Source organism: Brevibacterium sp. FAM 27836 (genome assembly GCF_051351055.1).
Lineage (GTDB): Bacteria > Actinomycetota > Actinomycetes > Actinomycetales > Brevibacteriaceae > Brevibacterium.
Genome location: NZ_CP195711.1, coordinates 260036 through 285116 on the forward strand (window position 1 = coordinate 260036; position 25081 = coordinate 285116).

Genomic DNA, 25081 nt, shown 5'->3' on the forward strand with positions numbered 1-25081 from the left:
TGCGGGGCGGAGATGGCATCATGGAGGTGATGTCTCAAACGCATGTGTGGTACGTCAGCTACGGTTCGAACATGGCTCGTGATCGGCTCGCCTGCTATCTGCAGGGCGGGCGACCACCCGGAGCCCAGGTCACCTATCCGGGAGCACGGGACACGACTCTGCCCCGTGCCGAGGCCGGAATCGAACTGCCTGGCACGATCTACTTCGCCGGAGCTTCGAGAGTCTGGGGCGGCGGAATGGCCTTCTACGACCATCACGTGCCCGGCCCCACTCCGGCCAAGGCCTATCTCATCACCGCCGCACAGTTCGCCGATGTCGCATCCCAAGAGATGAATCGGCCCCCGGCCGCCGATTCCCCGCTGGAGCGCCTCGTGTTCGACCTGCCCGCCGGTACCTCGCATTCGGTCGGCCCCGGCGGATATGAGACTCTCATCGTCCTCGACACGCTCGACGACGTTCCGATGGTCACATTCACTGCCTCGCATGGTTCGGCTGACATCGAGCACACTCAGCCCAGCGAACCCTATCTGGCGATGCTGCGCACGGGAGCGGCCGAGGTCAGTGCTGCTTCCGGGCTGCACCTGCACGCAGCTGCACAAGCGTGAGGTCGAGCAGCGGGGTCCGGACTCCCAGCCCGGCGGCCTTCGTAGCCAGATCGCCGAGGATGTGCTCGGCTTCGCTGTCCAGACCCGCAGTGACGTCCCGGTAGAGGGATGAGGTGAACGCCGACCCCTCCTCGGTGAGCATCTTCACCGTCACGGCGTGCGACTTCTCCGACACCGGGTGCCCGGCGGCGGTCGCCACGGCTTCGATCTCGTCGATGATCTGCAGCACCTGATCACGTCCGCCGGCGCTCATGATCGCGCCCACCGGGGCCCGGAAGAGGCAGGTGACGACGCCGGCGGCAGCGATGAAAGCCCACTTCTCCCACAGCCCGTCGATGATGCCGTCGATGACCTGCAGCCGGTACCCGGGCACGTCGAGAGCCGCGGTGATCGGGGCGGGCACCGCCGTCCCGTCGAGGTCGCCGATCGTCATCACGGACAGGTCGGTGAGCTGATGGACCGCATCGTCCTTGATCGTGCCCACGATCTTGACGAGCCCGCCGAGCACCTGCCCCGGGTAGTCCTCCGCCAGCCGATCGATCTGCGCCATGCCGTTGAGGAAGGGGATGATCTTCGTCTCCGGACCGACGGCAGGGCGGATGTCGGTGAGCACCGAGTCGAGTCCATTGGCTTTGACCGCGATGATGACGAGGTCGAACGCACGCGGAGCCTCGTGGAGTTCGGCCGCGGTGAGCACATTCACGGAATTCGTCCGGTCTGCGTCGGGTGAGACGAAGCTCAGTCCGGCGGCGCGGATCCGCTCCGCCTTGGCCTCGCGGAGGAGGAAGGTGACGTCGCGGCCGGCCTCGAGCAGGTAGGACCCGAAAGCCCCACCGGTGGCTCCGGCCCCGGCGATGAGGATCGCGGGTCCGTCGGGTCGGGCATTCGTCGTCTCGGTCATTCCAGCGCCTCCTTGAGTTCCCGTGCGGCCGCAGCGGGGTCGTCTGCCGAGGTTATCGCACGCACGACCACCGCCCGGTTCGCGCCCGCTTGCCGGATCGCCGTCAGCCGCGGTCCTGCCGCGATCCCGCCGATGGCGAACCAGGGTGTGCTCACCGAGGCGGCCACCTCGGTGAGCAGAGACCTGCCCACGGCCGGTCGGCCGGGTTTCGTCGGCGTCTCCCACACCGGTCCGACGCAGAAGTAGTCGACCTCCGGATCCGCCTCGGCGGCGAGCGCCTGGTCCAGGGAATGGGTGGAGCGGCCGAGGATGACGTCGGGGCCGAGGACGGTGCGGGCCTGGGCGCTGGTGAGGTCACCCTGTCCGACATGGAAGACGTCGGCTCCGGTGAGGAGTGCGACATCGGCGCGGTCGTTGACGGAGAAGAATTTTCCGTGTTCGGCGGCGATGTCGCGCAGCACTTCGAGGGCGGCGATCTCGGCTTTGGCCTCAAGGGTCTTGTCGCGAAGTTGGATGATGTCGACTCCCCCGGCATAGGCGGCCCGAAGGAAGTCGGGCAGATCCCCTTCGTCGCCTCTGGCATCGGTGCACAGGTAGAGCGTGGAATCTGCCAACTGGGCTTCCCGTCGGGCCCGCAGTGTTCCGGGCCTTTCGGTGCGCGGTGGAATATCTGTGGTCATGGTCATAGAGTAGAGGAGTTCGCGGGAGCCTCCCAACGAGGCTGAGAGGGCGTAAGAGCCGACCGTCAGACCTGATGCGGGTTATGCCGCCGGAGGGAGAATCCATGCACGTCATCGTCGTCGGCGCCGGAATCATCGGCCTGGCCACGGCTTGGCATCTGCGCCGCCTCGGTGCAGTCGTCACCATCATCGATCCCGCCCCCGCCCAGGGAGCCTCCCATGCCGCGGCGGGGATGATCGCCCCGGCCGCCGAAGTGGTGTGGGGTCAGACTCCCCTGTATCCGCTGATGCGATCATCCGGTGAGTTGTACCCCGGGTTCACTGCCGAGGTGGCGAGCGCAACGGGAGCCGAGCTGGGGCTCAATTCCACCGGGACTCTCGTGTGCGCCGGCGACCGGGCCGATCTGCAGACCCTGCGGGAACTGCGCGGGGCCCAGTCGGCAGCCGGGTTCACCACCGAACTCATCTCCGGGTCGAAGGCCCGGGCGGTCGAGCCCTCTCTGGCCCCCTCGATCATCGGCGCCGTGGACATCCCCGACGACTGGTCGGTCGATCCCCGGCGACTGAGCGCGGCGCTGCTGTCGATGACCACGGAGACGCTTGTCCGAGAAACAGTCACCGAGGTGGTTCGCCGTGGCGACACGACCATCGGAGTCAGACTGGCCGACGGGCGCAGTCTCGAGGCCGACCAGGTGGTGCTGAGCACCGGCAGCGCATCGATCACCGGTGCTCCGGTCCTGCCCGTGCGACAGGTGTGGGGTGATGTGCTCCGGTTACGGGCCCAGGCCGAGCACACTCCCCTGCTCACTCGCACCATCCGTGGTTTGGTCAACGGTCGGGCCGTCTACCTCGTTCCGCGTCCGGACGGTGAGATCGTGCTCGGGGCCAGTTCCCGTGAGGACGGTCGGGCCGCCACATCTGCCGGGGCTGTGCACCGTCTGCTCCAGGACGGTCAGCGCCTCGTCCCCGGCATCCTCGACTGTGACATCACCGAGGTCACGACTCGGGCCCGCCCCGGCTCCCCCGACGATCTGCCGTTCATCGGCCGTGCCGACGACGGCTGTGTCGTGAGCACCGGGTACTTCCGTCACGGAATTCTGCTCGCCCCTCTCGGCGGACGGTTGGGGGCCGAGCTCGCCCTCGGGATCTCCCCGGACTGGTTGCCCGACGGTGCCCTCGATTCCGTCTCCCCACATCGTTTCTCCGAGGCGGCGCCGGTGTCGAATGCCTGATGCCGTGTTCACCCGCCACCTGTTCAGCCCCGACCATCATCACTTCGAAGAGGAGCCCGATATGACCCGATCCGCATCGACACCCCGAGCTGCCCATTCACCGTCCATCGTTCTCAACGGGGAACGCCGTGAGCTCACCACATCCTCGGCGCTCGACCTCGTCGCCGAGGTCACCGGACGGCAGCTGCACAGCGACGGAACCCCGGCCGACGGAGGACGACTGGGCATCGCCGTGGCCGTCGACGGCGAGGTCATCCGTCGCGGCATGTGGTCCGACTTCACTCTGTCCGACGGGCACACCGTCGACATCGTCACCGCGGTGCAGGGAGGCTGAGATGACCTGGACGATCGATGGTGTGGACATGACCTCCCGGCTCGTCATGGGCACCGGAGGGGCGAGCTCGCTGAGCATCCTCGATGCCGCTCTGCAGGCGTCGGGGACGGAACTGACGACTGTGGCGATGCGTCGCTTCGATGCGCAGTCACGTGATTCGGTATTCAAGCTGCTCGACCGCTTGGGCATCCGCATCCTGCCGAACACGGCCGGATGCTATACCGCCCGGGATGCTGTGCTCACGGCGCAGCTGGCCCGGGAGGCACTTGAGACGAATTGGCTGAAGCTCGAAGTCATCGCCGATGAGGACACCCTGCTGCCGGATCCGATCGAACTCTTCACCGCCGCCGAGGAGCTCGTCCTCGACGGCTTCACCGTCTTCGCGTACACGAACGACGACCCTGCACTGGCCAAACGCCTCGAAGATGCAGGGGTGGCGGCGGTGATGCCCGCCGGTGCGCCCATCGGCAGCGGACTGGGCATCCTCAACCCGCACAATATCGAAACCATCGTCGACCGGGCCGAGGTGCCGATCATCCTCGACGCCGGTGTCGGCACCGCCTCCGATGCGGCCCTGGCGATGGAACTCGGGTGCACCGCGGTGCTTCTGGCCTCAGCGGTCACCCGCGCTCATGATGCGCACGCGATGACCCGGGCGATGTCCCTGGCCGTCGAGGCCGGACATCTGGCCGCCGGTGCCGGACGCATCCCGAAGCGGCCGCTGGCGCTGGCGTCCTCGCCGCTGGACGGAATGGTCGGATCACGATGACCGCAGCCGACTCCCGCTTGGCTCCTCTGGTGGCCCCCGGGCCACCGCTGTCACCGGAGGAGATCGCACGCTACTCCCGTCACCTCAGCCTGCCGAGTTTCGGACTCGAGGGTCAACGGCGGCTGCGGGCCGCATCGGTGCTGGTCATCGGTGCCGGCGGACTCGGCTCCCCGGTGCTCAACTATCTGGCGGCGGCCGGGATCGGATCGATCACGATCGTCGACGATGATGTGGTCGAGACCTCGAATCTGCAGCGCCAGATCATCCACGGCACGGCCGATGTGGGCCGGTCGAAGGTCGAATCGGCCGCCGCCGCACTGCACCGGCTCGACCCGGATCTGACCGTCCGGACGATCGAGGGCCGTCTGAATCCGGACAATGCGCTCGACCTCTTCTCCGGACACGATGTGGTCCTCGACGGGGCCGATAACTTCGCCACCCGCTACCTGTCCAATGATGCCGCTGAGCTCACCGGCACGCCGCTGGTGTGGGGCACGATCTTCCGGTTCTCCGGCCAGGTGAGCACCTTCGTGCCCGGCCACGGACCGATGCTGCGCGACCTGTTCCCCGACATCCCCGATCCTGATTCGGTGCCCAACTGCGCCGAGGGCGGGGTGCTCGGTGTGCTGTGCGGGACCGTCGGTTCCGCGATGGCCACCGAGGCGATCAAACTCATCTGCGGCATCGGCACACCGTTCATCGGCAGGCTGCTGCGCTATGACGCTTTGGCCGGGGAGTATTCGACGCTGCGGTTCTCCCCCGATCCCGATCGGCCGACCGTCACCGACCTCACCGAGGTGGCCGCCGCCTGTGCTGTCACCGCATCCACGAGTGCCGCGGCCGACGGCTCAGCGGCCGGAGTGGAGGAGATCGAGCCTTCCGAGCTGCTCTCGCTCGGGGACACGACGGTGCTCCTCGACGTCCGGGAGGACTGGGAGCGGGCGCTGAGAGTCATCCCGGGCAGTCTCCATCTGCCCTTGGAGCGGATCCGCGAACACGGCTGGGATGCCGTCTCCGAGGTGTGCGACTCTGCGGCCGAGGGGCCGGCCCGGCGCGAGGTCGTCGTCCATTGCAAGTCAGGGGTGCGTTCGGCCGAGGCAGTCTCTCTGCTCACGAAGGACGCACCGCCCGCGATGCGGCTGCGGTCCCTGGCCGGCGGGATCGACGCTTGGGCGGTCCAGGACGAGACCGGCGAGGACGCTGCCGGCCGCTTCTCCTGAGCCAGACGCACCCGAGTCAGGCGCACCCGCGTCAGGCACTCCTGAGTCACGCACAGGCGCGTCCGGACAGTCGTCGACGGAGACCGCGTTCACCGGCTCGCATCACGAGTGCGTGCATGAGCCCGGACAGCGGCCGCAGCGCACGGATGACCGGGCGGGTGGTCGTGACACACCACAGCGAATCGATGTGCGTGGACGAGCCATGGGGCGTCAGCGTCCACAGTCCTTCGCCGCGCAGATCACCTTGGGCGCTGAAACTGATGCGCCTCGGTGCGTCGACGTGTTCGGCGGCGATGGTGAAGCACAGAGACATGCCGACCGGCGTGCGCACCTGGATGTCGGCCCGGCTGCCGGGGATGATTCGGTCCTCGAACCAGTGTGCTCCGGCCAGGCCCGGCCACCACTGCGGCCAGGCTTCGACTTCCTCCAGGACCGCCCACACGGACTCTCTCCCGGCTTCGACCGTCCACCGGTCGTCGAAATGGAATGGAGCGGATTCCCCGGCCCGCTGTCGCACATGTTCGTGGCTCATGATACGACGGTAGTGTGAAAGACGTGAGTGAGGAAAGCAGTGTCAGCAGCCGTCGGCCCTCCCCCTTGGGCGGTCGCAAACCGACGAAGGACGACCTCGCCGCGTTCGCCACGGATGATCCTAATGCGATCGATGACATTCTGCCCGGCGATTCCTCCGGGTTGAAGATGCTCATCGTCGGCATCAACCCGGGTCTGTGGACGGCCGCGGTCAACGCCCCGTTCGCTCGGCCCGGCAACCGGTTCTGGCCGTCTCTGCATCAGGCGGGCCTGACCGACCACCTCGTCGATGCGTCCCGTGGACTCGACCCGGCCGATGAACAGCAGCTGCTGCGCCGCGGCATCGGTCTGACCAATCTCATCGGGCGGGCCACCGTGCGTGCCGACGAGCTCTCCCGCGAGGAGCTGCGTCATGGTGCCACTCACCTCATCGACCGGCTTGCTGACATCCGTCCGCGTGCGGTGGCGATCGCCGGCATCACATCGTTCCGGATCGGCTACCGGCAGCCGAAGGCGCAGTTCGGTCGGCAGGACACCTCGCTCATCGACGGCTGGCCCCGAGAGGTCGCCTTGCATGTGGTGCCCCAGCCCAGCGGTCTCAACGCCCACTATCAGGTCGCCGACCTCGCTCGGATCTGGCGCGAAGTCTGGGACAGCATCGACGACTGAGTTCCGTCGCACCGGTCGCGGCTCGTGGCGGCCCGGGGTCGCCGGCCCCGGCTGCGGTCTAATGTGGGGCGCCGGTGAAATGTTGGCGGCACCGGGCGACGTACGCGTCCGATCCGCCGATGTGCCGGGCGTCGATGGCGGTTGCAGCGAGCTCCGACGAGTCGGTGCGCTGGTGGAAGACGGCGTCACGACCGCAGACCGTGCAGACTGCGGTGAGTCTGAGGACGTCTTCGGCTGAGGCCATGAAGCTCGGCAGCGGTTCGAACGGCTGCCCGTCGAAGGTCACGCACAGGCCTTCGACGATGACGTCGATTCCCCTCCTGAGGAGATCATCGACGACGGGGATGAGTTCGAGACCGAAGAACTGGGCCTCATCGATGGCGATGAGGTCGTAGTCGGCGGCCCGGGCCGCCTCGGTGAGGGCCGAAGCCTCGCCGAGGGGAACGGCAGGGATATTCATCCCGATGTGGGAGGTGATCGTCGCGATGTCCACTCGGGTGTCGAGGGAATGGGAGACGACGAGCACCTTCGTCCCAGCGATCGTGGCCCGCCGGACCCGGCGCATGAGTTCTTCGGACTTCCCGGAGAACATGGGGCCGGCGATGACCGCGAGTCGGCCGAAATCAGTCGTCGACGGTGACACGCTTGGTCTCGGTGTCGACGGTGACCTCCGTCTCTTCACCGCCCTTGTCGAAGTCGAACTGGAATTCCTTCATGTTGTCATCGTATTCGAGCTTCCAGCCGACGAGTTTCCCGGATGCCTTCTTCTGGGCGAGCTCGAGTGCTTCGTCGAAGGTCATCGGATCGTTGAGATCGATGGCCTTCTCCTTGTCGTCGGTGGAATCCTGCTCATGTTTGACGATCTTGCCGGAATCGGCGTCGATCTCGACGTCATGATCGGTGCTGCCGTCGAGGATGGACACCTCGTACTGCCACGCCTGGTCCTTCTCGTCCCAATCGAGTTCGATGCCGTGGACGATGCCGTCGCCGACCTTCTTCTCCGCCGTCTTGATCGCATCTTCGGCACTGGTTGCCGGGGTGTCCTTGCTCAGATCGGCATCGGCGGACAGCCCGTCCCCGGACGAATCCTGCTTCGAGCCCTCCTCGGAATCCGTGTCATCGCCGGTGTCCTCGCCCTGGTCCTCGGCGTCCTCGGCGGTGCTGTCGGAGGTCGATTCGCTGGCCGCGGGCGAATTCTGAGCCTCATCGGCTCCGTCTCCGGAGTCACTTCCGGAACACCCGGCCAGGCCGAGAGTGAGTGCTGCGAGTCCTGCCACTGTGCTCATTGCCATGCGATTCGTCTTCATATTTCACACGCTAACAGTCGCCCGCGGCTGACCCTACGTTTCTGAGAGAAGTCTCATCTGCACATCATGCGGATCCGGTCCGACGTGCCCTTCCCGAAGAGAACCCGATGTGACCATCCCGGCCGGGAACAGGCGGTCAGTCGAGACAGAATTCGTTGCCCTCGGGGTCGGCCATGACGATGAACCCGAATTCCAATGGCGGATCCGGATCGACCCGTCGAAGCCGACCTCCCCCAAGCTCCACCAGCCGGGAGCATTCGGCTTCCAAAGCATCCATTCGTTCATCGCCGTCGAGTCCCGGCGCGGCACGCACGTCGAGGTGGATCCAGTTCTTCACCGTCTTGGCTTCGGGCACTGTTTGGAAGAAGATGCGCGGGCCGGTCCCCTCGGGGTCCTCGATGGCGGCGCGCATGTCCTCTGGCCGCAGTTCGATTCCGAGGCCGGCGAGGAACTCCTTCCACGCGTCGAGAGGGTCGTCGTCGGCACCGAGTCGGACCCCGGGCGGGCCCGGCACGATGTAGCCGAGGGCTTCGGCCCAGAAGCGGGCAAGTCTGCCAGGATCGTGGCAGTCGAAAGTGACTTGGACTGTTCTGCTCATAGCGTCCTCTTCATCGTGGAAACGAGCCGACATCGACCCTATTGTGCGCTCTTCGAACTCCTGACACCAGGGTCCGGCCCCGAACTTCGGAAGCCGGCTTCGGTCCCCGAGGTCAGACCGCCAACTGCTCGTCGAGTTCGAACAGGCTCGGCACTTCGTGGCGTACGGCCGTCCCGAAGGCGAGCGCCCCGCCGAAGAGACGCTCGATCGCGTTGACCGTGTGCAGCACACGGTCGCGGGAGACCGGCGGCATGAGCTCACCGTGTTTGAGGTAGCCCTTGAGCGAACCGGTCGCTGCCGCCCGCAGCCCGATCCGCCCGGCGATGAGCCAGGTGATGCACTCGGTTTCGAATCGCACTTGTGACCGCTCGACATGCGGGTCGGCTGCGCTCACGGCGAGTTCGGGCCGCGAACCGCGGTGCCCGCTGTAGACGAGCGCCAATTCCGTGAGGAGACGGGTGAGCATGACGCTGGCGCTGCGTGTCTGCGGCAGGTGCGCGGGAAGCAGGTTCTTCCGGCGCAGTGTGGCAACGACGAGGTGCAGTCCGTCCCAGGTGGGTGCACCGACCGCCGCGAAGGGGGTGGACACTTCAGTCGGCAGTTCGGGCCCTGTGGTGTCGGCGATGTCGTAGACGAAACGGACCGGCCCGAAAGGATGGAGGATGACCATAGAGGTAGCGTCGGCCTCGACGCTTCGGCCGAATCGTTCTCGCCATCCGTCCTCGGTCTCGACGAAGGTGGCAGTGGGCCGCTGTTGGGCGATGAGAGCAGCGTTGAAAGCCGCCAGCTGAGGGAATCTGCGAACGAAGGCGAGCAGCTCGTCCCAGCGCATGAGCGGTCGATGCTCGTACGCGTCGTTGTAGAGAGCGTCGAATGAGTTCGTGTTCTGATCCATGTCCTCACGGTAGACGTCGCTGCTGACATGAGATTCTGCGCAGATCAGCCGACTGCACCAGTAGGCTCGCTGAGAGGACTATTCGATGGAGAGGGGACAGCGCGATGGCTGAGAGCAACCGGGACATTCATCTGCGGATCGGGCGTGAGGAGCTCGTCATCCGGCAGCGCTACCAGGTCATCAGCATCTCCAATGATGTGCTCATCGGTGTGTGGTTCCTCGTCGGCAGCTTCATGTTCTTCTCCGACTCCCTCACGTATACGGGAACGTGGCTGTTCGTCATCGGCAGTGTGGAGATGCTCATCCGCCCAGTCATCCGCCTCATCAGGCACCTGCACCTGCAGAGGCTCCGCAGCCCCGCAGCGGCCGGCGACGACTCCTTCGATTTCTGAAGCCGACAGACCAATCGATGCGCACAGCCAGGTGAGCGGCCGCAGCCACCGCTGCCATCAGTGCACTGCCACCTCGCCAGTCGGCTGCGGTCAGTGGTCGCCCCAGTGCGGCAAGCTCTCGTCTGGCCAAGGCCGCTCCCGGCCACATGATCGGCACGGCAGTGATCACTCCAGCCGTGTAGCGTCGCAGCACGGCCGATGACAGCAGGTGAGTGAAGACGTGGGCTTCAAGACCGGCGACCGCGTATCGGTACAACGGTGACTCCCCCTTGGTCTGCGCCCCACGGACCCCCGCCCCTGCAACGACCGCGCCGACCAGCCCGATGGCTGCCAGACCCTGTCTCGTACTCATCCGCAGCGCATCGATGCCGGTGAGTTCGGCCAGCTGGTTCGCTGTGGCGGGGAACGTCAGCGCCTCCTCGGCGTCATGCAGCGTCCAGGCGATGAACAGCAGCGCTGGTCCTCGCATCATGGTGCGTCCTTTCCGCAGGCGAACATCTGTTCACCATTCCATCATGCTTACGCTCGACCGTTCGCCAGCCGCAGATTGCGGTGCGCCGACTCACCTGCCCAGCGTTGATCGTGGGTGGTCGCCACGACGGCGCCCCCACGCCCGAGGACCCGCCCGATGATCGCATTCAACCGGTTCATCCCGGCCAGGTCGCGCCCGATCGTCGGTTCGTCGAGCAGCAGCACAGGTGCTCCTGTCATCATCGCCGAGGCGATGACGACGTCTTTGCGTCGGGGCACATCGAGGTCGAACGGATGTTCTTCGGCAACGGAGCTCAGCTCGACGTCGGTGAGGACGGAATCCACGACCGACCGTCGTCGGCGGCGCACTTCGGCCCGGTCACGCCGTCGGTGGGCCGGCAGCGGTGCCGAGTGCAGCAGCTCATCTGCCACCGTGGCCGCGCAGAGTTGGAGTCCCGGGTCCTGCCCCACCCACCCGAGGTGGGTGCTGCGCTCATGAGCGGGCAGCACATCCACATGCGTCACCTCGCCGAGGCGGCTGAGCGTGATCCTGCCCGTCACCGTTGCCGTCCGTTCGAGGAGTCCGACGAGCGCCTTCAAGAGAGTCGATTTTCCGGCACCGTTGGCTCCGGTGACGGTGACGAGCTCGCCGTGGTGCAAGTCGAGGTCGACACTGTCGAGGATACGAGTGCGCCCCCGCTCCACTCTCAGGTCACGCACCGTGAGCAGCGGATCCCTCCGCGGAGTCGGTGCTTTCCGACCGGGCTCGGCAGCATCGGGACGAGTGTCCCAAACGCCGATGGACTGTTTTGACGCGGTCGCCGGCCGCAGCCGTCCGGAGTCGAGGTGGTGCACTGCCCGACAGTCGCGAGTGAGTTCGTCGATCTGATGACCGGTGATGAGCGCCGATCCTCCGTGAGCGCAGAACTCCTTGAGCACGGTCGACAGGCGAGCCCGCATCGTCGGGTCCAGAGACTGCGCGGGCTGGTCGAGGACGACCAGGTCGGGGCCCGGCGCAAGGATCCGTGCCAATGCGACCAGTTGCCTCTGCCCGCCGGAGAGCGTGTCCACCCGTCGGTCCCACAATTCGTCGATGCCCAGCTGTCCCAGCATGTGCAGGGCGCGGGCTCGGGCATCGGCCGGGGCGTAGCCGCGCAATCGGCATGCCAGCTGCGTCTCATCGCTGACGTGGCTGGTCATTCCGCTCAGCTGCGCTTCCGGATCGTCACCGAGCAGGGCGACCGTTCCGTCGCAGTCGATGGTGCCGGACAGCGTACCCCGGGCGGCGAGTTCGCCGGCCAGCAGGCGGCACAGCGTCGAAGTGCCCGAACCGATGGGGCCGAGCACGGCGGTCATGGTTCCGCCGCTGAGTTCGAGGCTGATACCGGTCAGCGCGGGATCAGCTTCTCCGAGAAAGGTGAACCCGGCGTCGGTGATTCTGGCGGTCATCTCAGGCACCGCCGATGAGCTGTGAGGCTCCCGGCAGCGGCAGGAGTCCCGCCACCGAGGCGATGATGAGTCCGAGGGTCGCGAGCGGAGTCAGGATGCGCAGGAGGCTCTGGCCCGGTCCGTCTCTGTGGTCCTGCAGCGCGACCGTGGTCGGGCTGGTATCGAGTCCGCTCTGTTCGAGCACTTCGTGACGCTGTTCGACGGTGAGGAGGACCGCGGTGACGAGTCCGACGACGATCCCGGGCAGCAGTCGGATCCGCACCGTCCAGGAGTCCGCTGCCCACCCGCGGGCCTTCCTGGCGTCGATGATGTGTCGGGTGCGTGCGCCGATGAGCGGGATGAGGCCGATGGCCGAGGCACAGACATAGGCGAGCCCTGCGGGCAGGCGGAGTCGGCGCAGCCCGTCGAAGAGCCGTGCGGAATCGGATCCGAGCCCGAACAGGGCGCACAGGCCGATCAGGGCGGCCACGCGCAGCCAGATCTGCACGGCGATGCTCAGTCCTTCGACGCTGAGGTGGGCGGGTCCGGCCTGCCAGAGCACATGCACCTCCGTGCCCGGGTAGAAGAGCCCCTGGACGACGACGAGGACGAGCAGAGTCGGCAGGCACAGCAGACCCACCGTCAGCGACCACGACCGCAGACTCATCTTCGACGAGGAGAGGACGGTCCCGATCGTGCCGACGATGATGAGTGTCGGCACGATCGGTGAGGGCACCCCGAAGACGAGCAGCAGACCGCACAGCAGGATGACGAGTTCCGTAGCCGGATGCAGTCGGCGTGCGGGTCTGAAGATGTCGTCCTCAGGTGTGGCGGGTTCGGGACGAACGGGACTCATTCCGCTCGGGGAACCGAACCGACCGGTGATGTCGACGAATCCTCTCGGGCCGCCTCGGCGCGGGGGCGACTGTGCAGGGCGAAAGGATAGCGCCCGATGATGCGTCGGGGCAGGGACCTGATGACGACACAGGCCAGGGCGAAGATCAGTGCCTTGTCGGCGATGTCGGAGACCATGCTCTGGGCAAAGGTGGCGTTGAACATCTCGAGGCCAGCGGCTTGGAGGATCGCGACGACTCCCCCGGTGCCGGCGCCGAGACCACCGCCGAAGACGTAGGCGGCGACAGGGGTTCCGATGGCTCCTGCGGGAACACCGGCGATGGCACCGACGAGGACCGCTGTCCACGGGGTGCGGAAGGTTCCGAGTCGAGCGGCCCATCCGGCGGCGGCACCGATGAACGCGGCTCCGGAGCTGAAGGCGATGACGCTGGGGCTCAAGGTCACACCCCAGATGAGGTTCGAGATGATTCCGGTGAAGGCTCCCGCAGCCGGTCCGGCGAGGACGCCGATGAGAACGGTGCCGATGGAGTCGAGGTAGAGCGGAACCGGAGTGTAATTGCCGATGACCTGACCGATGACGATGTTGAGCGCGATGGCGACGGGGATGAGCGCCAGGACACTGCGGGGAATGAGTGGGAGGGTGCCGGCGGCCAGCAGGGCTCCTCCGGCGAGGTAGCCGAGCATGACCCACAAGGTGGTGTGGCCGAGGTCGATTCCGAGGTCGGCCGGCTGGGTGAGGAGCACGGCGAGGTAGGTGCCGATGACGACGAGGGAGCCGAGCAGCGTGAGGGTGAGGGGAAGAGCGAGGTTGCGGTTTTGTCCGGGACCGACCGTGGTGGTCGGCCCCTGCCCAGACCGTCTGGAGTGTGTGGTCATGCGGGTGGTCCTTTCATCAGGGTGGTGCTGAGGTGGTCGAGGAATGCGGGAGCATCGATTCCGCGGATGATCTCTGCGTTCACGGGCCGGTTCCACCGCCCCAGCCAGTCGGCGACGGTTTCGCCTCGTGTGAGTGTACCCGTGAGTTCGACATCGACCGGCGCCCACAGCGTCCTCGCCCAGGGAAGTGAGCCGGTCGTGCCGTTCCCCATTGCCGAAGCTGCTCCCGGCCCTTCGCCGGCGCTGGGTCGCTCCGGTGTCGGGTCGGTCGACGCACTGGAGTGCTCTCGAGCCCAGTTGAGGGCGCAGGCAAGCACGAACGGGTCGTGAATGTGGGCGAGGTAGCCGAGCCCATCCGATTCGTGGAATTCGAAGTAGAACCGCAGCGCCTCGGACAGTTGCCTCAGCACCGCTTGCCATGCCTTTCCGGTGCAGAGAGCTCCGTCGAGGATGTGCTCGAATCGCTGAGAGGTCATCTCCACGGCTTCGGTGGCTTCGATCGGTGCGATGACAGGAAGATGTTCGGGGTGAGCGTGCGCATGGACCGATCCGAAAGCGGCGATGACCCGCGAAGTGGATTCCGGGTCGAAGGTGACGTTCCATTCCGTCGTCGGGCGGGTATTGCCCCGATAGTTGAACGCACCTCCCATAATGAAGATCCGTTTGAGCAGTCTCGGCAGTTCCGGGTCGATGTCAAGCGCCAGAGCAAGGTTCGTAGTCGGGCCGATGACGACGCCGAGGAGCTGCCCGGGATGAGCGTGAGCCGCTTCGACCCAGGCCTGCGCGGCCGACACCGAACTGACTGGGACGGTGGCTCCCGGCAGCTGGGCGTACCCGCAGCCGGTGCCACCGTGTGTGAGGTCGGCGTATTCCAATGGTTCGTCCGGCGCTGTCGCCGGAGTCTGCCAGGCCAGGGGAAGTTCGTGGCCGGCATGGACCGGGATGTCGGAGCGTTCCGCCAGTGCCAGCCATCGGCGGGTGTTCTCAACGACCTGCCTGGTGGCGACATTGCCTCCGGACGCCGCGATGCCGACGACATCGACGTCGTCTTGGCAGCACAGGTAGGCGAGGGCGAGCGCATCGTCGATCCCGGGATCACAGTCGAGGAACAGCGGCAGTGTGGAAGACATGGTTCCATTCTGCCGGACGTTTCCGGTCACCACCCGGGGATGCGCTCCCAGTTCCCGCAGGGCTGCGTTGAACCGCGCCTGACGATCTTGCAGCACAGGTACTTCGTGCTCGCCTTCGCCTCATCGATCTCCTCGAGGCTCTTGCCTTCATCGACCTCGACCGTCCTGATCGGGGTGCCGAGAGCTTCGGCGAAGGAGCCGGCTTCGATGATCCACGGGTTCGTCGAAAGCTGGTAGGCATTGCCGAAGATCTCTCCGTCGCAGCAGCACGCCCCCATGCTCCTGAGCCGATCGAACAGGGCCGTGGCCCGCGGGGCCGTCTGATCCCGAAAGATGCGCGAGAAGCGGTGAGTGCCGTTGCAGCCGAATTCGCTGAGTTGGCGGAAGACATAGCAGACCAGGCATTCGCCGGGCCGAGGGGTGAGGATGCGGGCCGAAGCACCGTCGATGATCGTTCTGACGTCTGTGTCAATCGTGTTCTTGTCCATGACCGCACACTTCCAGACGGCACTGACACGAAATCGATCAATCTCATGGCAGTCACCGATTTTCGTCCTATTGCCGCAGGTCACAGTGGAGATATGATTTTCATCTTAGAATCGTGCCCATGAGCATTCTCGTCGTCGGTGAAGCCCTCATCGATATCGTCAGCACCCCCGGTGCCCCCGACCGCTACGCGCCCGGCGGAGCGCCTGCGAATGTCGCTCTCGGTTTGGGCCGCCTCGGCGATGAGGTCGAGTTCCTCACCGATGTCGGTGATGACTTCCACGGTGGATTCCTTCTCGCCCATCTGCGTGAGTCCGAGGTCACCGTGCTCACCTCCCCGCGTGGCAGCACCTCCACGGCACTCGCCCGTCTGGCCGCGGACGGTTCGGCCGAGTACACGTTCCGACTGCGGTGGGATCCCGATGCCTCGCTGTTCGACAGCAGTGGGCGATCCGTCCTGCACTTCGGGTCGATCGCAGCGTTCCTCGAACCCGGTGCCGCTGTGATCGATCGGCTCCTCACCACTGCTGCGGAGGAATCCGGGCCACAGTCACGTCGTCCTCTCATCAGCTTCGATCCGAATATCCGGCCGTCGATCATCGGCTCCCATGAGGAGGCCCTGCCGCGGTTCGAGGATCTGGCTCGACGCGTCGATGTCCTCAAACTCAGCGATGCCGATGCCGATTGGCTCTATCCCGGCCTCGACGAAGAGACGCAGATCGGCCACCTGCTCAGTTTGGGCCCGACGCTGGTGGCGATGACTCGCGGGGGTCAGGGCGCGACCGTGGCGACCGCCTCGGCGCGAGTGGCAGTGGCCTCGGCACACGTCGATGTCAAGGACACGATCGGCGCCGGGGACACGTTCATGGTCTCTCTCATTCACGATCTGCACGCTTCAGCACAGGGACTGTCCGGTCTCGGTGCAGCGGAGCTCACGACGCTGGCCGAACGGGCCACAGCGCTGGCGGCGATCACCGTCAGTCGCGAAGGAGCCGACCTTCCCTGGGCCCAGGACCTGAAGAGCTGAGGAACTCTGCGAGCTGTCGCAGGCAGATTTCATGGCCGCTGCGGTGGCCGTCGATCATCCCCTGACCGGCGAAGGACACGACCTGCTCGACGAGATCCACGCGGGTGCCGGTCGGAGTCGCGGCAAACGTCCAAGTGATGATCGCGGTCGAGAGGATCTCATCGTCTCTGGTGAGGGTCTCAGTGGTCACGAGGTGACGCTCTGGCGCAAGTGAGCAGTACTGCCCAGCGGAGACGAACTCCAACACTCCTGGTGACCCACAACGGGCGCGGCTCGCTCCGCCGGGGCGGAACTCGTCGATATCGCAGATCATCTCCTCTCCCTCGGGGACTCCCCACTGCACGCGCTGCCTCGTATCGGCGAAGGCGTTCCACACCTTCGAGACAGGGTGATCGAAATCAGCGCCGAGGTTGATCGTGGCGGCCACCGGCGCACCCTGATCGGAAGATGCGTCACTCACCGAAGAACACCACCTGATTTCCATCCGGGTCGCTGACCGGGAGGATGCGCTGTCCGCCACCGCGGCTCGGCTCGTCGTGGTCGATTCCGGCCGCTCGCAGATGCTCGGCCATCGTGTCGAGTTCGTCCACGTCGATGACCACATTGGAGCCTCCGGCTCGCTGCGGGTCCTCCCAGATCTGGACGCCGAACTTCTCGTCGAAGCACCATTGGGCCAGCCCCGCCATCGGCTTGTCATCCGGCTGCCTTTCGAAGAGTCGAGAGTACCATTCGGTCGCTTCTTTCTCGCCGGTGACAACGATATTGGCCATGAGTCCTGTGAACATGATCGCTCCTTCGGGATCAGCCTGGAGTATAGGTGCTTGCAGTTTGCAATCACTTGTTCCATAGAAGCACACATCGGCCCCGGGGACAAGAGCGATGTTCAACTCAGCCGCCGAACGGGGCCAGGGCAAATCGACCCCACGCGAGGAACGCAAACACCAGCAGGTATGCGGTGTCCCCTGCCATGAGGCCCCATTCGCTGCGACGAAATCGTGTCGTCGCCGCCCCTGTCATCACCAGCATGAGTCCACACGCCGCGATCGGTGAGAGCACCGGGAAGATCCCGACGAGTGGCGGTACGATCAGCCCGAGCACGCCGAGGAGCTTGATGGTTCCGATGGCTTTGATATGCCCAGGGCCGAAATCATCCACCCAGTGCTGGCTGCGAGCCAGCGCACGGTATCTCTCCTTTGGCAGGACGATCTGCGAGGCTCCGCCGATGCCGAAAGCCAATGCCATCGCGGCGGCGACGACCCATAGTACGATATCCATCATTGCAATTCTCCTTTGCCGAAAGAGCCCGGTCGGGCTCTCACTCCGATGACGCACCGCCGCCCGGAAAGGTAACAGCCATCGCGGAGTCACCTTCGATCTCAGAGTTCGAAGCTCATCGCCCTCGCCTCACCGCGCTGGCCACACGAGTGCTCGGATCCCACTCGGACGCCGAGGATGCCGTTCAGGAGGCGTGGCTCCGCTGGGAGAGACACAGTTCGGAGTCCGTCGACAATCTCGGCGGGTGGCTGACCCGTGTCGTCGGACGAATCTGTCTCGATATGCTCCGCCGCCGTACCGCCCGGGGAGAATCGTCGCTTGACGCCTGGGTCGATGAAGCCATCGTCAACGAGGATGAGCTGACTCCTGAGCAGAGTGCGACACTGTCGGATCTGTTGGGACCGGCCATGCTCATCGTGCTCGACTCACTGCGCTCGGAAGAGCGATTCGCCTTCGTTCTGCATGACATGTTCTCAGTGCCCTTTGCTGAGATCGCCGCCGTCATCGGTTCCTCGGAGGCGGCGGCGAAGATGGCCGCCAGTCGGGCGCGGCGCAAGGTCAAGGACGCACCAAGCCCCTCAGGAGAGCTCGCGCAGCGTCGTGCTGTCGTCGACGCCTTCCTCACTGCCGCACGGAACAGTGACTTCGACGCCCTGTTGCACATCCTCGACCCGAGTCTGACTTGGCACCGCACCACCGCCCGCGGTCACATGGTCCAGATGGGTGCGAACGAGGTGCTCACAGCGATTCGGCGAGGCGATCCGGACAGGATCGAAATTCGAAAGGTCAACGTCAACGGCGAGCCAGGTCTCCTCGTTTTGACGCCGAGCGGCCGCCGCTTGGGATTCATGGCATGCACCGTGGCAGACGGCAGAATGGTCGGCATCGTCTCGATCACCTCAAGGAAGCAGCTGGAGCGGCTGAGACTGCCGAGACAATAGCCCCCATCTGATTCAACTTCCGGCGATCTCCGCCTCGTAGGCGGCCTGCAGTCGCTGAGAGGAACGCGGAGCACCAGGGTTCGGGCGGGGCACTCCGAGGTGGGTCTCTCGGAGTTCATCCATGAGGCCGTCCACGAGCTGCGGATCTTCTGCCATGAGGCGGGAGCGGATCGTCAATTCCCGGGAGGTCTCACGGTGGGTCATCCCCCAGCTCCCGAGAGCGACCATGACCGGCAGAGTCTGGATTCCAGCCTCGGTGAGGGAGTATTCGGCTCGCTGCCCGCGTGCGGCTTCCGCCTTTGTCAGCAGCCCTTCGCCGATGAGCTTCTTCAGACGACTGGCGAGCATGTTCGAGGCTATGCCCTCATTATTGTGGGTGAGCAGCTCGCGGAAGTGCCGGCGATTGCCAAAGATGATGTCGCGCAGGACGATGAGCGACCAGTTGTCGCCGAGGACTTCGACGGCGGCGTTGATCGCACATCCTGAGCGCGGCTGTGCAGGCATCGATCCACCTCCAGTGATTGCATTCTGAAACTACTTAATCTTACACTGGGTCCACTTCCCGGGAACCGACGCTATCCATCCGACTGCAGACATCAGCCGAACCATCACATCGGGGTGCTCATGGCCAAAGCGTGTGTCAACAACCTCTTCGTCTCCCTCGACGGCTTCGCTGCCGGCGAGTTCGTCACCTTCGACCAGCCGATCGGTGAAGCGCAGGCGCTGTTCTCCTACTTCGACGGCCGCGGGATCGAAGGTTTGAATCATGTCGACGCTCCGGTGACCGCAGATCGCGCATTGTTCGCCATGTGGGGTCAGGGCATCGGAGCCGAGATCATGGGCAGGAAGAAGTTCGGTCCCCAGACGGGGCCGTGGCCCGACGACGGCTGGCGTGGCTGGTGGGGTGAGGAGCCGCCGTTCAAGACCCCGTGCTTCGTTCTCACTCATCATCCGCGGGAGCCGATGGAGTTCGACAACGGCACGAGCTTCCATTTCGTCGATGCCTCCCCGGCCGATGTCCTCGCCGAGGCGACCGCCGCCGCTGACGGCGGCAATGTCCGGATCGGCGGCGGTCCTTCCATGGTCAGACAGTTCCTTGCGGCTGGTTTCGTCGACTTCATGCACCTCGTCATCGTCCCGGTCACCCTCGGCCGCGGGGTCTGGCTCTGGGAAGACCTCGACGGGCTGGAGAAGCATTTCACGATCGAGAGCCTCACCACGGCAAGCGGTCTGACTCATCAACTGTGGAACCGCCGAAGCTGAACCTCGACGGCAGCTTCGACATACCTGCACTGAATACACCGATGGCCTGTCGTCTCCGATCGGAGACGACAGGCCATCGCACGGGGCTGTGTCCGTGTGGATGATCAGGTCAGCTGATCGCCTCGGCGATGGGGGTCTGCCCGTCGTAGAAGTTCACGGTCTCACGCACGGCCGCCGATTCGGCGATGACGTGGGTCATGACGTCAGCGACGAGTTCGCGGGAGGTCACGCGCACATCGTCTGCCGGCTTCTGCCCGTCGAGGTCACCAGCGGCGTCGGCGAGGAGGACTCTGCCGCTGGAGGGCTCGAGGGTGAGTCCGCCGGGACCGAGGATCGTATAGTCGAGCGAACTGGCTCGCAGATGCTCATCGGCACCACTCTTGGCCTGCACGTAGGGGTAGAAGGAGCTGTCCGGATCGACGCGGTCGGAGTCGACACTCGCGCTGGCGTAGGAGACCATGACGAAGCGCTTGACGCCGGCCTGTTCGGCGGCATCGACAGAGCGCTTGGCAGCGTCGAGGTCAACGGCCTTCGTCCGGTCAGGGTTGCCGCCGCCTGCTCCAGCAGAGAACACGACCGCTTGGGCTCCGGCGAAGACGTCGGCAAGCGCCTGGGTGTCGGCGGTTTCGATGTCGAGCACGACCGGGTTGGCCTCTGCGGCTTCGACGTCGGAGGACTGGTCAGGATTGCGGATCACTGCGTCAACGGCGAAGCCCGCAGCCGCGAGTTTGGGAGCTGCCAGGAGCGCGATCTTTCCATGGCCGCCGAGAATGACGACACGAGCTGAATCAGACATATCTACCTCCGTTGTCGGTGATGCTTGGTGCTCGGTACAGCGATGTCTCCGGCGCGAATATTCCCGGACAGGTGAGACCGGAGCCGTCGACCGCCTCGGCGAGCGCATCTCAGCCGTCGACGATGATCGTCCGTTCTTCGGTTCGGACCACGCCGGCGCGGGGTATTCTGATGACCATGGCCGACGACTTCTCCCCTACCGCTGTCGTGGCCACGTTGGAGCACGGTCGATCGGTGCTCATCCCCTCCTCGAACCGACATTCCATCCTCGTTCTGGTTCTTGCCTTTGTCATCGGGATCGGCCTGCTCGCCTTCTTCGTCGTCATCGTCACCGCAACGCTCCAGGACGGGCGCAGCCGGTGGATCATCGTCGCCAATCTGCGCATCTGGGCTCTCGTCGTCGGCATCGTCGGGTGCTTAGTCGTCGCACCGATCGCTGTGGTGGTGCGGATGCGCAGGCGCGAGTCCCTCGTTCTCTCCCCCGCAGGCGTCGCGTTGGCCCGGCATGGTGAGGTTCTGCCCGGCACGCTGCTGCCCTGGCACGACATCGTGGAGGTTGCCTTCGAACAGGCGGTGCGCCGAGGGCCGAAGGCACTGGCTTATATTCTCACTGAGGACGCGACCCGTCGACGGCGCGGCCGCAACCTCAACCCACGGCTGCTCGTGAAGGGCGGGTTCGTCCTCAGCCATCGTCGGCTCTACCCGGTGCTGGCGGCCGCCCATGCGCGATTCGCACCCCGCATTCATGGGCGCCGGTAGGCCTGCAGATGCGCGTGCTCTACCGTTGAGATCATGATCCGACGCCTCCTCGCTCGCACATTCTGGACGTTCAGCAAGTGGAAGCTCGTCAGCGAGCCCGCCCCACAGCGCCCGACCGTACTCATCGGCGCACCGCACACGTCCAATTGGGACTTCGCGCTCATGCTCGCCATCGCCTGGCGCTTGGGGGTGAAGGTGCATTGGCTGGGCAAACATTCTCTGTTCACCGGCTGGCGGGGTCCGATCATGCGTGGACTCGGAGGGGTCCCCGTCGATCGGTCCGATCCCAGCAGAATCGTCACCGAGATGGTCGAACGTGTCCGCGCCGGCGAAGTCTTCGGCCTCGTCATCACCCCGGACGGCACTCGCGGCGGACACTCGCATTGGAAATCCGGCTTCCACCGCATCGCCCGTCAGACCGGCATGCCCGTGACCTTGGGATATCTTGATTCGGCCACACACACCACTGGGCTCGGCCCGACCTTGGACATGACCGATGACCTGGTCCATGACATGGACCGGATCCGCGCGTTCTATGCCGACAAGCACGGCATCCGCCCGCATCTGCAGATCGTTCCGAGTCTGCGTGAGGAGAGCCCCGAAGCAGATCCGCGCAGCGGCGAAGCGGAGTCGAACTGAGATGGACGGTGATGTGCGGGTGCCGTCCGGGCCGGGGATCCCGACCGGACTCGTCATCCCCGCAGCAGAGATCTCCGAACAGTTCTCCCGGTCTTCCGGCCCCGGCGGCCAGCATGTCAACACCTCTGATTCGCGGGTGCAGCTGAGCCTCGATCTGGCTTCGGCGAGCTTCCTCACCGAGACTCAGCGCGAGCGGGTGCTCGGCCGATTGTCGCCTCGCCTGTCGGGCACGGTACTCACCGTGACCTCGGAGAAGCAGCGTTCTCAGCTGAAGAATCGCCAGGACGTGCGGAGGCGTCTGGCGCAGCTGCTGCGCGATGCGCTGGCTCCGCCGGTGCAGAGACGAGCAACGAAGCCGTCCAGGAATTCCCGGCGCAGACGAGTCAGGTCCGAACAGCGCCGTTCGGAGATCAAACGCAACCGCCGCAGGCCCCGTCCCGACTGAGGCCCAGTGGTGATGAGTCCCACTGGTGACAGGGATGGTCTCGAAGAGCACAATGGGCGACATGAACAGCATTGAGATTCTCACCGACCTGTCCCAGCGCCCCCTCCAGGCGGCACAGGCGCTGCCTGACCTCTCCCCCGAGGAACTCAACAGCCACCTCGGCGATCATCCGAATTCCATCGCTTGGCTGCTATGGCACAGCGGCCGCGAAATCGATGTTCAGCTCTCCGACCTCACCGGCCGACCACAGCAGTGGGAGGGCTTCCGGGACCGCTTCGGGCTCGGCGAGATCGGAGACTCGTTCGGACTCGGACACAGCCCGGAACAGGCGGCGCAGATCCGCGTGGAGGATCAGCAGCTGCTCGTCGACTATCTCGCGGCTGCGCTGAACGCGTTCATCGACTATCTGTCGACCTTGTCCGAGGACGATTTCGACGAGATCATCGACGAGAACTGGACCCCTGCGGTCACCCGAGGTGTCCGCCTGGTCTCGGTCATCGACGATGCGATCCAGCATGTCGGACAGGCGGCCTTCATCGCCGGCGCACCAGCCTGACGCTAAGCGCCGGTCCGATAGCACGGGGCATAGCGAAGGCGCCGTCCGAGTGCAGACGCCACCGGCTTCACCACTCCGGTCGGCAGAAATCGAAGACTTCACCGAGGTTGCCCATCCCTGCCGCGCGGTAGGCAGCGACGGCGGCCACGTTCGATGGCGGAGTGGCCACAGTGATGCTCGAGGCTTCCATGGACCGCAGTGCGGATGCCGCCCCGAGCGCCATCTCGGTGCCGAAGCCGTGTCCGCGGTGCTCACTGTGCACACCGAGGGGTTCGATGATTCCCACTCACGGCGGGAGGCGGTCGGACAGAGCGGTCCCAAGATCGACCACGACCGCCTCGGAGATGGGCGCGTCTTCTGCGTGTTCCGGGCAGATCGTCGGCGGACGGGATGTGCATGGTCATTCTCATGCCCTCATCTCTGATTGCCAGATGGCTTCACCGTCGTCGATCGCGTCGGTCGGGCGCAGTCCGAGCCGTTCAGCGACTCGGTTGGACGCGGCGTTGTCCGGATGGATCGCGGCCCGCAGCTCAGTCACGTGGTGATCCGACAGCCAGTCGATCATGGCACGAGCCGCCTCGGTGGCGAACCCCTGCCCCTGGTGGTCGGTTCCGATCACCCAAGCGATGTCTGCCTGGTTCCGGGTATCTGCCCTCGTAACTGTGGCTTGCACGTATCCGATGGTGATGGATCGGATTGCGTCGCGGATGATCCAGTTCAGCCAGCCGGCATCACCGTCGGGTGAAGTACCCGCTGATTGCCGGGTATAGAGATGTTCGAGGTCGGGCAGAGTCGGGCTCGTCCCCCCCCCGATGTGGGTGTACAGCTCGGGTGAGGACAGCGTCTCCACCATCTCCGTCGCGTGGTGCACTGCCAGCGGCTCAAGCAGGAGCCGGTCGGTGGCGATGACTGTCGCCTGCGGCCAGTCCACGCTGTGGCCCGGTCTCTCTGCCGTGTTCATGGTCTCTGCTCTCGACCGCGTGGGCGATTCGTAATCAGTCGAAGATGCGAGCGGCGAACTCGACGATCTCCGCCTCCGCCTCGGCGCGAGTGGTCGGTTCGTTGTGGACTTCGTGGCGGACTCCGGCGAAGACGCGGGTGCGCACATCGTCGTGTCCGGTCGCGCGGAGGCGGTTCGCGACGTGATAGGCGCCTTCGCCGTAGTTCGCGACAGGATCCTGGTCACCTGCGAGGATGAGCACCGGCAGACCGCTGGGGATCGTCGCGTACCAGGAATCGGCATTGGCACCGTCATAGAGGTCGACGAACCCCTGCAGGAATCGCGCACTCATCGGGGCGCCGAAGTTGTTGAAGGGGTCGCGCCCATGATCGGCGACGACAGCCTCGTCGAGGGCGACCCAGGCGGTGGGGCCGGCATCCGGACCGAAACGTTCGATGAATCCGTCGAAGAGCTGGCCCCACCAAGTGATCGGATGCAGGGTCGGCCCGTCGGTCGCCGATGGCCGCCTCGGCGAGCTCATCCCGGTCAATGGCCTGGTCGATCCCGTGCATCTGCGCAGCGACCCCGCACAGGGCGAGCCCGGCGAGGTCGGCATCCGGGTGGGAGGCCATGACACGGGCGATCATCGATCCCCAGCTGTGGCCGAACACGATGTACGGCAGGCCCGGGAGAATCTCACGGGCCTTACGCTGCAGCGTCAGCTCATCGCTGACGACGATGCGGGCTGCTTCGTCGCCGGCGTCGCCCCAGATCCCTGATTGCATCGCCGTCCTCCCGTGCCCGGCATGGTCATCGGCGACGACGGCGAATCCGGAGTCGAGGAGGGTCGTGATGAGGTGAAGGTAGCGTCGGGAGTGTTCGCCGAGACCGTGGATGAGATGAATGATTCCGGTCGGCGTGGTGGTCGGTGTGTAAAGCCAGCCGTGGATGGTATCGCGGTCGTTGCTCGAAGTGAAGTCGATTTCATAAATCGCCACGGCAGGACTCCTCGGGTGCAGGTCGAACTAGCAGTATGATCCAGATCACTCTATCGCAGGGCTC

Annotated in this window: 36 protein-coding genes, 1 pseudogene and 1 riboswitch; of the genes and pseudogenes, 15 read left to right on the top strand and 22 right to left on the bottom strand. The window is 65.5% G+C overall.

What is annotated here, in order from left to right; translation table 11 throughout:
- The first annotated feature begins 29 nt into the window (after nt 1-29).
- Nucleotides 30-605, top strand: coding sequence for a histone deacetylase (locus ACSE4D_RS01225; RefSeq protein WP_436326495.1), 576 nt, complete (start codon nt 30-32; stop codon nt 603-605).
- Here ACSE4D_RS01225 and ACSE4D_RS01230 read toward each other — a convergent pair.
- Nucleotides 559-1506, bottom strand: coding sequence for a 2-dehydropantoate 2-reductase (locus tag ACSE4D_RS01230; protein ID WP_436326496.1), 948 nt, complete (start codon nt 1504-1506; stop codon nt 559-561). The genes ACSE4D_RS01225 and ACSE4D_RS01230 overlap by 47 nt on opposite strands.
- Nucleotides 1503-2186 carry a thiamine phosphate synthase gene (gene thiE, locus ACSE4D_RS01235; RefSeq protein WP_436326497.1) on the bottom strand — a complete coding sequence of 228 codons (684 nt, stop codon included), beginning with the start codon at nt 2184-2186 and terminating at the stop codon, nt 1503-1505. The genes ACSE4D_RS01230 and thiE overlap by 4 nt, the downstream gene beginning before the upstream one ends.
- A gap of 11 nt (nt 2187-2197) precedes the next feature.
- Nucleotides 2198-2301: riboswitch (TPP riboswitch) on the top strand.
- Here thiE and thiO point away from each other — a divergent pair.
- From thiO to moeB, 4 genes are all read left to right on the top strand, one after another.
- On the top strand, nt 2291-3418 hold the full coding sequence (gene thiO, locus ACSE4D_RS01240) for a glycine oxidase ThiO (RefSeq protein WP_436326498.1): 1128 nt from the start codon (nt 2291-2293) through the stop codon (nt 3416-3418). It overlaps the preceding riboswitch by 11 nt.
- Entirely contained in the window at nt 3411-3752 is a 342-nt protein-coding gene (thiS, locus tag ACSE4D_RS01245) for a sulfur carrier protein ThiS (protein WP_346763074.1), read from the top strand. The genes thiO and thiS overlap by 8 nt, the downstream gene beginning before the upstream one ends.
- Nucleotide 3753: 1 nt before the next feature.
- Entirely contained in the window at nt 3754-4521 is a 768-nt protein-coding gene (locus ACSE4D_RS01250) for a thiazole synthase (RefSeq protein ID WP_436326499.1), read from the top strand.
- Nucleotides 4518-5741 carry a molybdopterin-synthase adenylyltransferase MoeB gene (gene moeB, locus ACSE4D_RS01255; protein WP_436326500.1) on the top strand — a complete coding sequence of 408 codons (1224 nt, stop codon included), beginning with the start codon at nt 4518-4520 and terminating at the stop codon, nt 5739-5741. The genes ACSE4D_RS01250 and moeB overlap by 4 nt, the downstream gene beginning before the upstream one ends.
- A gap of 46 nt (nt 5742-5787) precedes the next feature.
- Here moeB and ACSE4D_RS01260 read toward each other — a convergent pair whose 3' ends face one another.
- The gene (locus ACSE4D_RS01260) at nt 5788-6273 is read right to left on the bottom strand and encodes an SRPBCC family protein (protein ID WP_436326501.1); all 486 of its coding nucleotides are present in this window, start codon (nt 6271-6273) and stop codon (nt 5788-5790) included.
- A 23-nt stretch (nt 6274-6296) separates the two neighbouring features.
- Between ACSE4D_RS01260 and ACSE4D_RS01265 the strand changes: the two genes are divergently transcribed.
- The gene (locus ACSE4D_RS01265) at nt 6297-6941 is read left to right on the top strand and encodes a mismatch-specific DNA-glycosylase (protein ID WP_436326502.1); all 645 of its coding nucleotides are present in this window, start codon (nt 6297-6299) and stop codon (nt 6939-6941) included.
- Between the two features lie 58 nt (nt 6942-6999).
- Here ACSE4D_RS01265 and ACSE4D_RS01270 read toward each other — a convergent pair whose 3' ends face one another.
- The 4 genes from ACSE4D_RS01270 to ACSE4D_RS01285 all read right to left on the bottom strand — a co-directional run bounded on the left by ACSE4D_RS01270 (nt 7000) and on the right by ACSE4D_RS01285 (nt 9741).
- Nucleotides 7000-7584, bottom strand: coding sequence for a thymidine kinase (locus ACSE4D_RS01270; RefSeq protein ID WP_436326503.1), 585 nt, complete (start codon nt 7582-7584; stop codon nt 7000-7002).
- The gene (locus tag ACSE4D_RS01275; protein WP_436326504.1) at nt 7565-8248 is read right to left on the bottom strand and encodes a PepSY domain-containing protein; all 684 of its coding nucleotides are present in this window, start codon (nt 8246-8248) and stop codon (nt 7565-7567) included. The genes ACSE4D_RS01270 and ACSE4D_RS01275 overlap by 20 nt, the downstream gene beginning before the upstream one ends.
- 136 nt (nt 8249-8384) lie before the next feature.
- On the bottom strand, nt 8385-8846 hold the full coding sequence (locus ACSE4D_RS01280) for a VOC family protein (protein WP_436326505.1): 462 nt from the start codon (nt 8844-8846) through the stop codon (nt 8385-8387).
- 112 nt (nt 8847-8958) lie between these two features.
- A complete protein-coding gene (locus tag ACSE4D_RS01285; RefSeq protein ID WP_436326506.1) occupies nt 8959-9741 on the bottom strand; it encodes a hypothetical protein in 783 nt (260 codons plus the stop codon).
- A gap of 104 nt (nt 9742-9845) precedes the next feature.
- Here ACSE4D_RS01285 and ACSE4D_RS01290 point away from each other — a divergent pair, with 104 nt between their 5' ends.
- Nucleotides 9846-10133 carry a YrhK family protein gene (locus ACSE4D_RS01290; RefSeq protein WP_135538273.1) on the top strand — a complete coding sequence of 96 codons (288 nt, stop codon included), beginning with the start codon at nt 9846-9848 and terminating at the stop codon, nt 10131-10133.
- On the opposite strand, the gene ACSE4D_RS01295 is transcribed toward ACSE4D_RS01290, so the two are convergent.
- From ACSE4D_RS01295 to ACSE4D_RS01320, 6 genes are read right to left on the bottom strand one after another with little or no spacing between them, the layout of a single operon-like run.
- Nucleotides 10066-10605: an HXXEE domain-containing protein gene (locus ACSE4D_RS01295; protein ID WP_436326507.1), complete on the bottom strand. Its 540-nt coding sequence runs from the start codon at nt 10603-10605 to the stop codon at nt 10066-10068. The two genes, ACSE4D_RS01290 and ACSE4D_RS01295, sit on opposite strands and share 68 nt — an antisense overlap.
- A gap of 47 nt (nt 10606-10652) precedes the next feature.
- A complete protein-coding gene (locus tag ACSE4D_RS01300) occupies nt 10653-12053 on the bottom strand; it encodes an ATP-binding cassette domain-containing protein (protein ID WP_436326508.1) in 1401 nt (466 codons plus the stop codon).
- Nucleotide 12054: 1 nt separating this feature from the next.
- On the bottom strand, nt 12055-12888 hold the full coding sequence (locus ACSE4D_RS01305) for an energy-coupling factor transporter transmembrane component T family protein (RefSeq protein WP_436326509.1): 834 nt from the start codon (nt 12886-12888) through the stop codon (nt 12055-12057).
- Entirely contained in the window at nt 12885-13763 is an 879-nt protein-coding gene (locus ACSE4D_RS01310) for a histidine kinase (protein ID WP_436326510.1), read from the bottom strand. The genes ACSE4D_RS01305 and ACSE4D_RS01310 overlap by 4 nt, the downstream gene beginning before the upstream one ends.
- Nucleotides 13760-14893 (bottom strand): nucleoside hydrolase, encoded by a 1134-nt coding sequence (locus ACSE4D_RS01315; RefSeq protein ID WP_436326511.1) that lies wholly within the window; start codon nt 14891-14893, stop codon nt 13760-13762. Before ACSE4D_RS01315 ends, ACSE4D_RS01310 begins: the two co-directional genes overlap by 4 nt.
- A gap of 26 nt (nt 14894-14919) precedes the next feature.
- Nucleotides 14920-15381 (bottom strand): DUF2695 domain-containing protein, encoded by a 462-nt coding sequence (locus ACSE4D_RS01320; protein ID WP_436326512.1) that lies wholly within the window; start codon nt 15379-15381, stop codon nt 14920-14922.
- A 119-nt stretch (nt 15382-15500) separates the two neighbouring features.
- Here ACSE4D_RS01320 and ACSE4D_RS01325 point away from each other — a divergent pair, with 119 nt between their 5' ends.
- Nucleotides 15501-16406, top strand: coding sequence for a carbohydrate kinase family protein (locus ACSE4D_RS01325; protein WP_436326513.1), 906 nt, complete (start codon nt 15501-15503; stop codon nt 16404-16406).
- Here ACSE4D_RS01325 and ACSE4D_RS01330 read toward each other — a convergent pair.
- The 3 genes from ACSE4D_RS01330 to ACSE4D_RS01340 all read right to left on the bottom strand — a co-directional run bounded on the left by ACSE4D_RS01330 (nt 16357) and on the right by ACSE4D_RS01340 (nt 17684).
- The gene (locus tag ACSE4D_RS01330) at nt 16357-16866 is read right to left on the bottom strand and encodes an SRPBCC domain-containing protein (RefSeq protein WP_436326514.1); all 510 of its coding nucleotides are present in this window, start codon (nt 16864-16866) and stop codon (nt 16357-16359) included. The two genes, ACSE4D_RS01325 and ACSE4D_RS01330, sit on opposite strands and share 50 nt — an antisense overlap.
- Nucleotides 16859-17191, bottom strand: a complete 333-nt coding sequence (locus ACSE4D_RS01335) for a VOC family protein (protein WP_436326515.1) — start codon at nt 17189-17191, stop codon at nt 16859-16861. Before ACSE4D_RS01335 ends, ACSE4D_RS01330 begins: the two co-directional genes overlap by 8 nt.
- 103 nt (nt 17192-17294) lie before the next feature.
- Nucleotides 17295-17684: a DoxX family protein gene (locus tag ACSE4D_RS01340; RefSeq protein WP_426936444.1), complete on the bottom strand. Its 390-nt coding sequence runs from the start codon at nt 17682-17684 to the stop codon at nt 17295-17297.
- Between ACSE4D_RS01340 and ACSE4D_RS01345 the strand changes: the two genes are divergently transcribed.
- Nucleotides 17684-18622 (top strand): sigma-70 family RNA polymerase sigma factor, encoded by a 939-nt coding sequence (locus ACSE4D_RS01345; RefSeq protein WP_426936445.1) that lies wholly within the window; start codon nt 17684-17686, stop codon nt 18620-18622. The two genes, ACSE4D_RS01340 and ACSE4D_RS01345, sit on opposite strands and share 1 nt — an antisense overlap.
- 12 nt (nt 18623-18634) lie before the next feature.
- On the opposite strand, the gene ACSE4D_RS01350 is transcribed toward ACSE4D_RS01345, so the two are convergent.
- Nucleotides 18635-19126: a winged helix-turn-helix transcriptional regulator gene (locus ACSE4D_RS01350; RefSeq protein ID WP_436326516.1), complete on the bottom strand. Its 492-nt coding sequence runs from the start codon at nt 19124-19126 to the stop codon at nt 18635-18637.
- 120 nt (nt 19127-19246) lie between these two features.
- Between ACSE4D_RS01350 and ACSE4D_RS01355 the strand changes: the two genes are divergently transcribed.
- The gene (locus ACSE4D_RS01355; protein ID WP_436326517.1) at nt 19247-19885 is read left to right on the top strand and encodes a dihydrofolate reductase family protein; all 639 of its coding nucleotides are present in this window, start codon (nt 19247-19249) and stop codon (nt 19883-19885) included.
- 109 nt (nt 19886-19994) lie between these two features.
- On the opposite strand, the gene ACSE4D_RS01360 is transcribed toward ACSE4D_RS01355, so the two are convergent.
- Nucleotides 19995-20681, bottom strand: coding sequence for an NAD(P)H-binding protein (locus tag ACSE4D_RS01360; protein ID WP_436326518.1), 687 nt, complete (start codon nt 20679-20681; stop codon nt 19995-19997).
- A 176-nt stretch (nt 20682-20857) separates the two neighbouring features.
- On the opposite strand from ACSE4D_RS01360, the gene ACSE4D_RS01365 reads away from it, so the two are divergent.
- From ACSE4D_RS01365 to ACSE4D_RS01380, 4 genes are all read left to right on the top strand, one after another.
- Nucleotides 20858-21439: a hypothetical protein gene (locus ACSE4D_RS01365; RefSeq protein ID WP_436326519.1), complete on the top strand. Its 582-nt coding sequence runs from the start codon at nt 20858-20860 to the stop codon at nt 21437-21439.
- Nucleotides 21440-21472: 33 nt separating this feature from the next.
- The gene (locus ACSE4D_RS01370) at nt 21473-22078 is read left to right on the top strand and encodes a 1-acyl-sn-glycerol-3-phosphate acyltransferase (RefSeq protein ID WP_135538243.1); all 606 of its coding nucleotides are present in this window, start codon (nt 21473-21475) and stop codon (nt 22076-22078) included.
- A gap of 1 nt (nt 22079) precedes the next feature.
- Nucleotides 22080-22523, top strand: coding sequence for an alternative ribosome rescue aminoacyl-tRNA hydrolase ArfB (gene arfB, locus ACSE4D_RS01375; RefSeq protein ID WP_436326520.1), 444 nt, complete (start codon nt 22080-22082; stop codon nt 22521-22523).
- A 61-nt stretch (nt 22524-22584) separates the two neighbouring features.
- Nucleotides 22585-23079 (top strand): mycothiol transferase, encoded by a 495-nt coding sequence (locus ACSE4D_RS01380; protein ID WP_436326521.1) that lies wholly within the window; start codon nt 22585-22587, stop codon nt 23077-23079.
- Between the two features lie 67 nt (nt 23080-23146).
- Here the strand turns inward: ACSE4D_RS01380 and ACSE4D_RS01385 are convergent, their stop codons facing one another.
- From ACSE4D_RS01385 to ACSE4D_RS01400, 4 genes and pseudogenes are all read right to left on the bottom strand, one after another.
- Nucleotides 23147-23365 carry a GNAT family N-acetyltransferase gene (locus ACSE4D_RS01385; RefSeq protein WP_436326522.1) on the bottom strand — a complete coding sequence of 73 codons (219 nt, stop codon included), beginning with the start codon at nt 23363-23365 and terminating at the stop codon, nt 23147-23149.
- Nucleotides 23366-23485: 120 nt separating this feature from the next.
- Nucleotides 23486-24040: a GNAT family N-acetyltransferase gene (locus ACSE4D_RS01390; RefSeq protein ID WP_436326523.1), complete on the bottom strand. Its 555-nt coding sequence runs from the start codon at nt 24038-24040 to the stop codon at nt 23486-23488.
- 34 nt (nt 24041-24074) lie between these two features.
- A complete protein-coding gene (locus ACSE4D_RS01395; protein WP_436327114.1) occupies nt 24075-24518 on the bottom strand; it encodes a serine aminopeptidase domain-containing protein in 444 nt (147 codons plus the stop codon).
- Nucleotides 24430-24927: pseudogene (locus tag ACSE4D_RS01400) on the bottom strand (alpha/beta hydrolase); the annotation flags it as partial. The gene ACSE4D_RS01395 and the pseudogene ACSE4D_RS01400, both read right to left, overlap by 89 nt.
- Between ACSE4D_RS01400 and ACSE4D_RS01405 the strand changes: the two are divergent.
- Nucleotides 24826-25056, top strand: coding sequence for a hypothetical protein (locus ACSE4D_RS01405; protein ID WP_436327151.1), 231 nt, complete (start codon nt 24826-24828; stop codon nt 25054-25056). The pseudogene ACSE4D_RS01400 and the gene ACSE4D_RS01405 overlap by 102 nt on opposite strands.
- Nucleotides 25057-25081: the final 25 nt, after the last annotated feature.

Excerpts from the sequence above, each read along its gene's own strand:
- moeB (WP_436326500.1), top strand. The coding sequence starts at position 4,518 with ATGACCGCAGCCGACTCCCGCTTGGCTCCTCTGGTGGCCCCCGGGCCA.
- ACSE4D_RS01225 (WP_436326495.1), top strand. The coding sequence starts at position 30 with ATGTCTCAAACGCATGTGTGGTACGTCAGCTACGGTTCGAACATGGCT.
- ACSE4D_RS01310 (WP_436326510.1), bottom strand. The coding sequence starts at position 13,763 with ATGACCACACACTCCAGACGGTCTGGGCAGGGGCCGACCACCACGGTC.
- ACSE4D_RS01340 (WP_426936444.1), bottom strand. The coding sequence starts at position 17,684 with ATGATGGATATCGTACTATGGGTCGTCGCCGCCGCGATGGCATTGGCT.
- ACSE4D_RS01350 (WP_436326516.1), bottom strand. The coding sequence starts at position 19,126 with ATGCCTGCACAGCCGCGCTCAGGATGTGCGATCAACGCCGCCGTCGAA.
- ACSE4D_RS01365 (WP_436326519.1), top strand. The coding sequence starts at position 20,858 with ATGGCCGACGACTTCTCCCCTACCGCTGTCGTGGCCACGTTGGAGCAC.
- ACSE4D_RS01305 (WP_436326509.1), bottom strand. The coding sequence starts at position 12,888 with ATGAGTCCCGTTCGTCCCGAACCCGCCACACCTGAGGACGACATCTTC.
- ACSE4D_RS01315 (WP_436326511.1), bottom strand. The coding sequence starts at position 14,893 with ATGTCTTCCACACTGCCGCTGTTCCTCGACTGTGATCCCGGGATCGAC.
- ACSE4D_RS01355 (WP_436326517.1), top strand. The coding sequence starts at position 19,247 with ATGGCCAAAGCGTGTGTCAACAACCTCTTCGTCTCCCTCGACGGCTTC.
- thiO (WP_436326498.1), top strand. The coding sequence starts at position 2,291 with ATGCACGTCATCGTCGTCGGCGCCGGAATCATCGGCCTGGCCACGGCT.
- ACSE4D_RS01250 (WP_436326499.1), top strand. The coding sequence starts at position 3,754 with ATGACCTGGACGATCGATGGTGTGGACATGACCTCCCGGCTCGTCATG.
- ACSE4D_RS01285 (WP_436326506.1), bottom strand. The coding sequence starts at position 9,741 with ATGGATCAGAACACGAACTCATTCGACGCTCTCTACAACGACGCGTAC.
- ACSE4D_RS01300 (WP_436326508.1), bottom strand. The coding sequence starts at position 12,053 with ATGACCGCCAGAATCACCGACGCCGGGTTCACCTTTCTCGGAGAAGCT.
- ACSE4D_RS01360 (WP_436326518.1), bottom strand. The coding sequence starts at position 20,681 with ATGTCTGATTCAGCTCGTGTCGTCATTCTCGGCGGCCATGGAAAGATC.
- thiE (WP_436326497.1), bottom strand. The coding sequence starts at position 2,186 with ATGACCACAGATATTCCACCGCGCACCGAAAGGCCCGGAACACTGCGG.
- ACSE4D_RS01405 (WP_436327151.1), top strand. The coding sequence starts at position 24,826 with ATGGTCATCGGCGACGACGGCGAATCCGGAGTCGAGGAGGGTCGTGAT.
- ACSE4D_RS01320 (WP_436326512.1), bottom strand. The coding sequence starts at position 15,381 with ATGGACAAGAACACGATTGACACAGACGTCAGAACGATCATCGACGGT.
- thiS (WP_346763074.1), top strand. The coding sequence starts at position 3,411 with ATGCCTGATGCCGTGTTCACCCGCCACCTGTTCAGCCCCGACCATCAT.
- ACSE4D_RS01230 (WP_436326496.1), bottom strand. The coding sequence starts at position 1,506 with ATGACCGAGACGACGAATGCCCGACCCGACGGACCCGCGATCCTCATC.
- ACSE4D_RS01280 (WP_436326505.1), bottom strand. The coding sequence starts at position 8,846 with ATGAGCAGAACAGTCCAAGTCACTTTCGACTGCCACGATCCTGGCAGA.
- arfB (WP_436326520.1), top strand. The coding sequence starts at position 22,080 with ATGGACGGTGATGTGCGGGTGCCGTCCGGGCCGGGGATCCCGACCGGA.
- ACSE4D_RS01295 (WP_436326507.1), bottom strand. The coding sequence starts at position 10,605 with ATGATGCGAGGACCAGCGCTGCTGTTCATCGCCTGGACGCTGCATGAC.
- ACSE4D_RS01275 (WP_436326504.1), bottom strand. The coding sequence starts at position 8,248 with ATGAAGACGAATCGCATGGCAATGAGCACAGTGGCAGGACTCGCAGCA.
- ACSE4D_RS01390 (WP_436326523.1), bottom strand. The coding sequence starts at position 24,040 with ATGAACACGGCAGAGAGACCGGGCCACAGCGTGGACTGGCCGCAGGCG.
- ACSE4D_RS01335 (WP_436326515.1), bottom strand. The coding sequence starts at position 17,191 with ATGTTCACAGGACTCATGGCCAATATCGTTGTCACCGGCGAGAAAGAA.
- ACSE4D_RS01260 (WP_436326501.1), bottom strand. The coding sequence starts at position 6,273 with ATGAGCCACGAACATGTGCGACAGCGGGCCGGGGAATCCGCTCCATTC.
- ACSE4D_RS01290 (WP_135538273.1), top strand. The coding sequence starts at position 9,846 with ATGGCTGAGAGCAACCGGGACATTCATCTGCGGATCGGGCGTGAGGAG.
- ACSE4D_RS01325 (WP_436326513.1), top strand. The coding sequence starts at position 15,501 with ATGAGCATTCTCGTCGTCGGTGAAGCCCTCATCGATATCGTCAGCACC.
- ACSE4D_RS01380 (WP_436326521.1), top strand. The coding sequence starts at position 22,585 with ATGAACAGCATTGAGATTCTCACCGACCTGTCCCAGCGCCCCCTCCAG.
- ACSE4D_RS01370 (WP_135538243.1), top strand. The coding sequence starts at position 21,473 with ATGATCCGACGCCTCCTCGCTCGCACATTCTGGACGTTCAGCAAGTGG.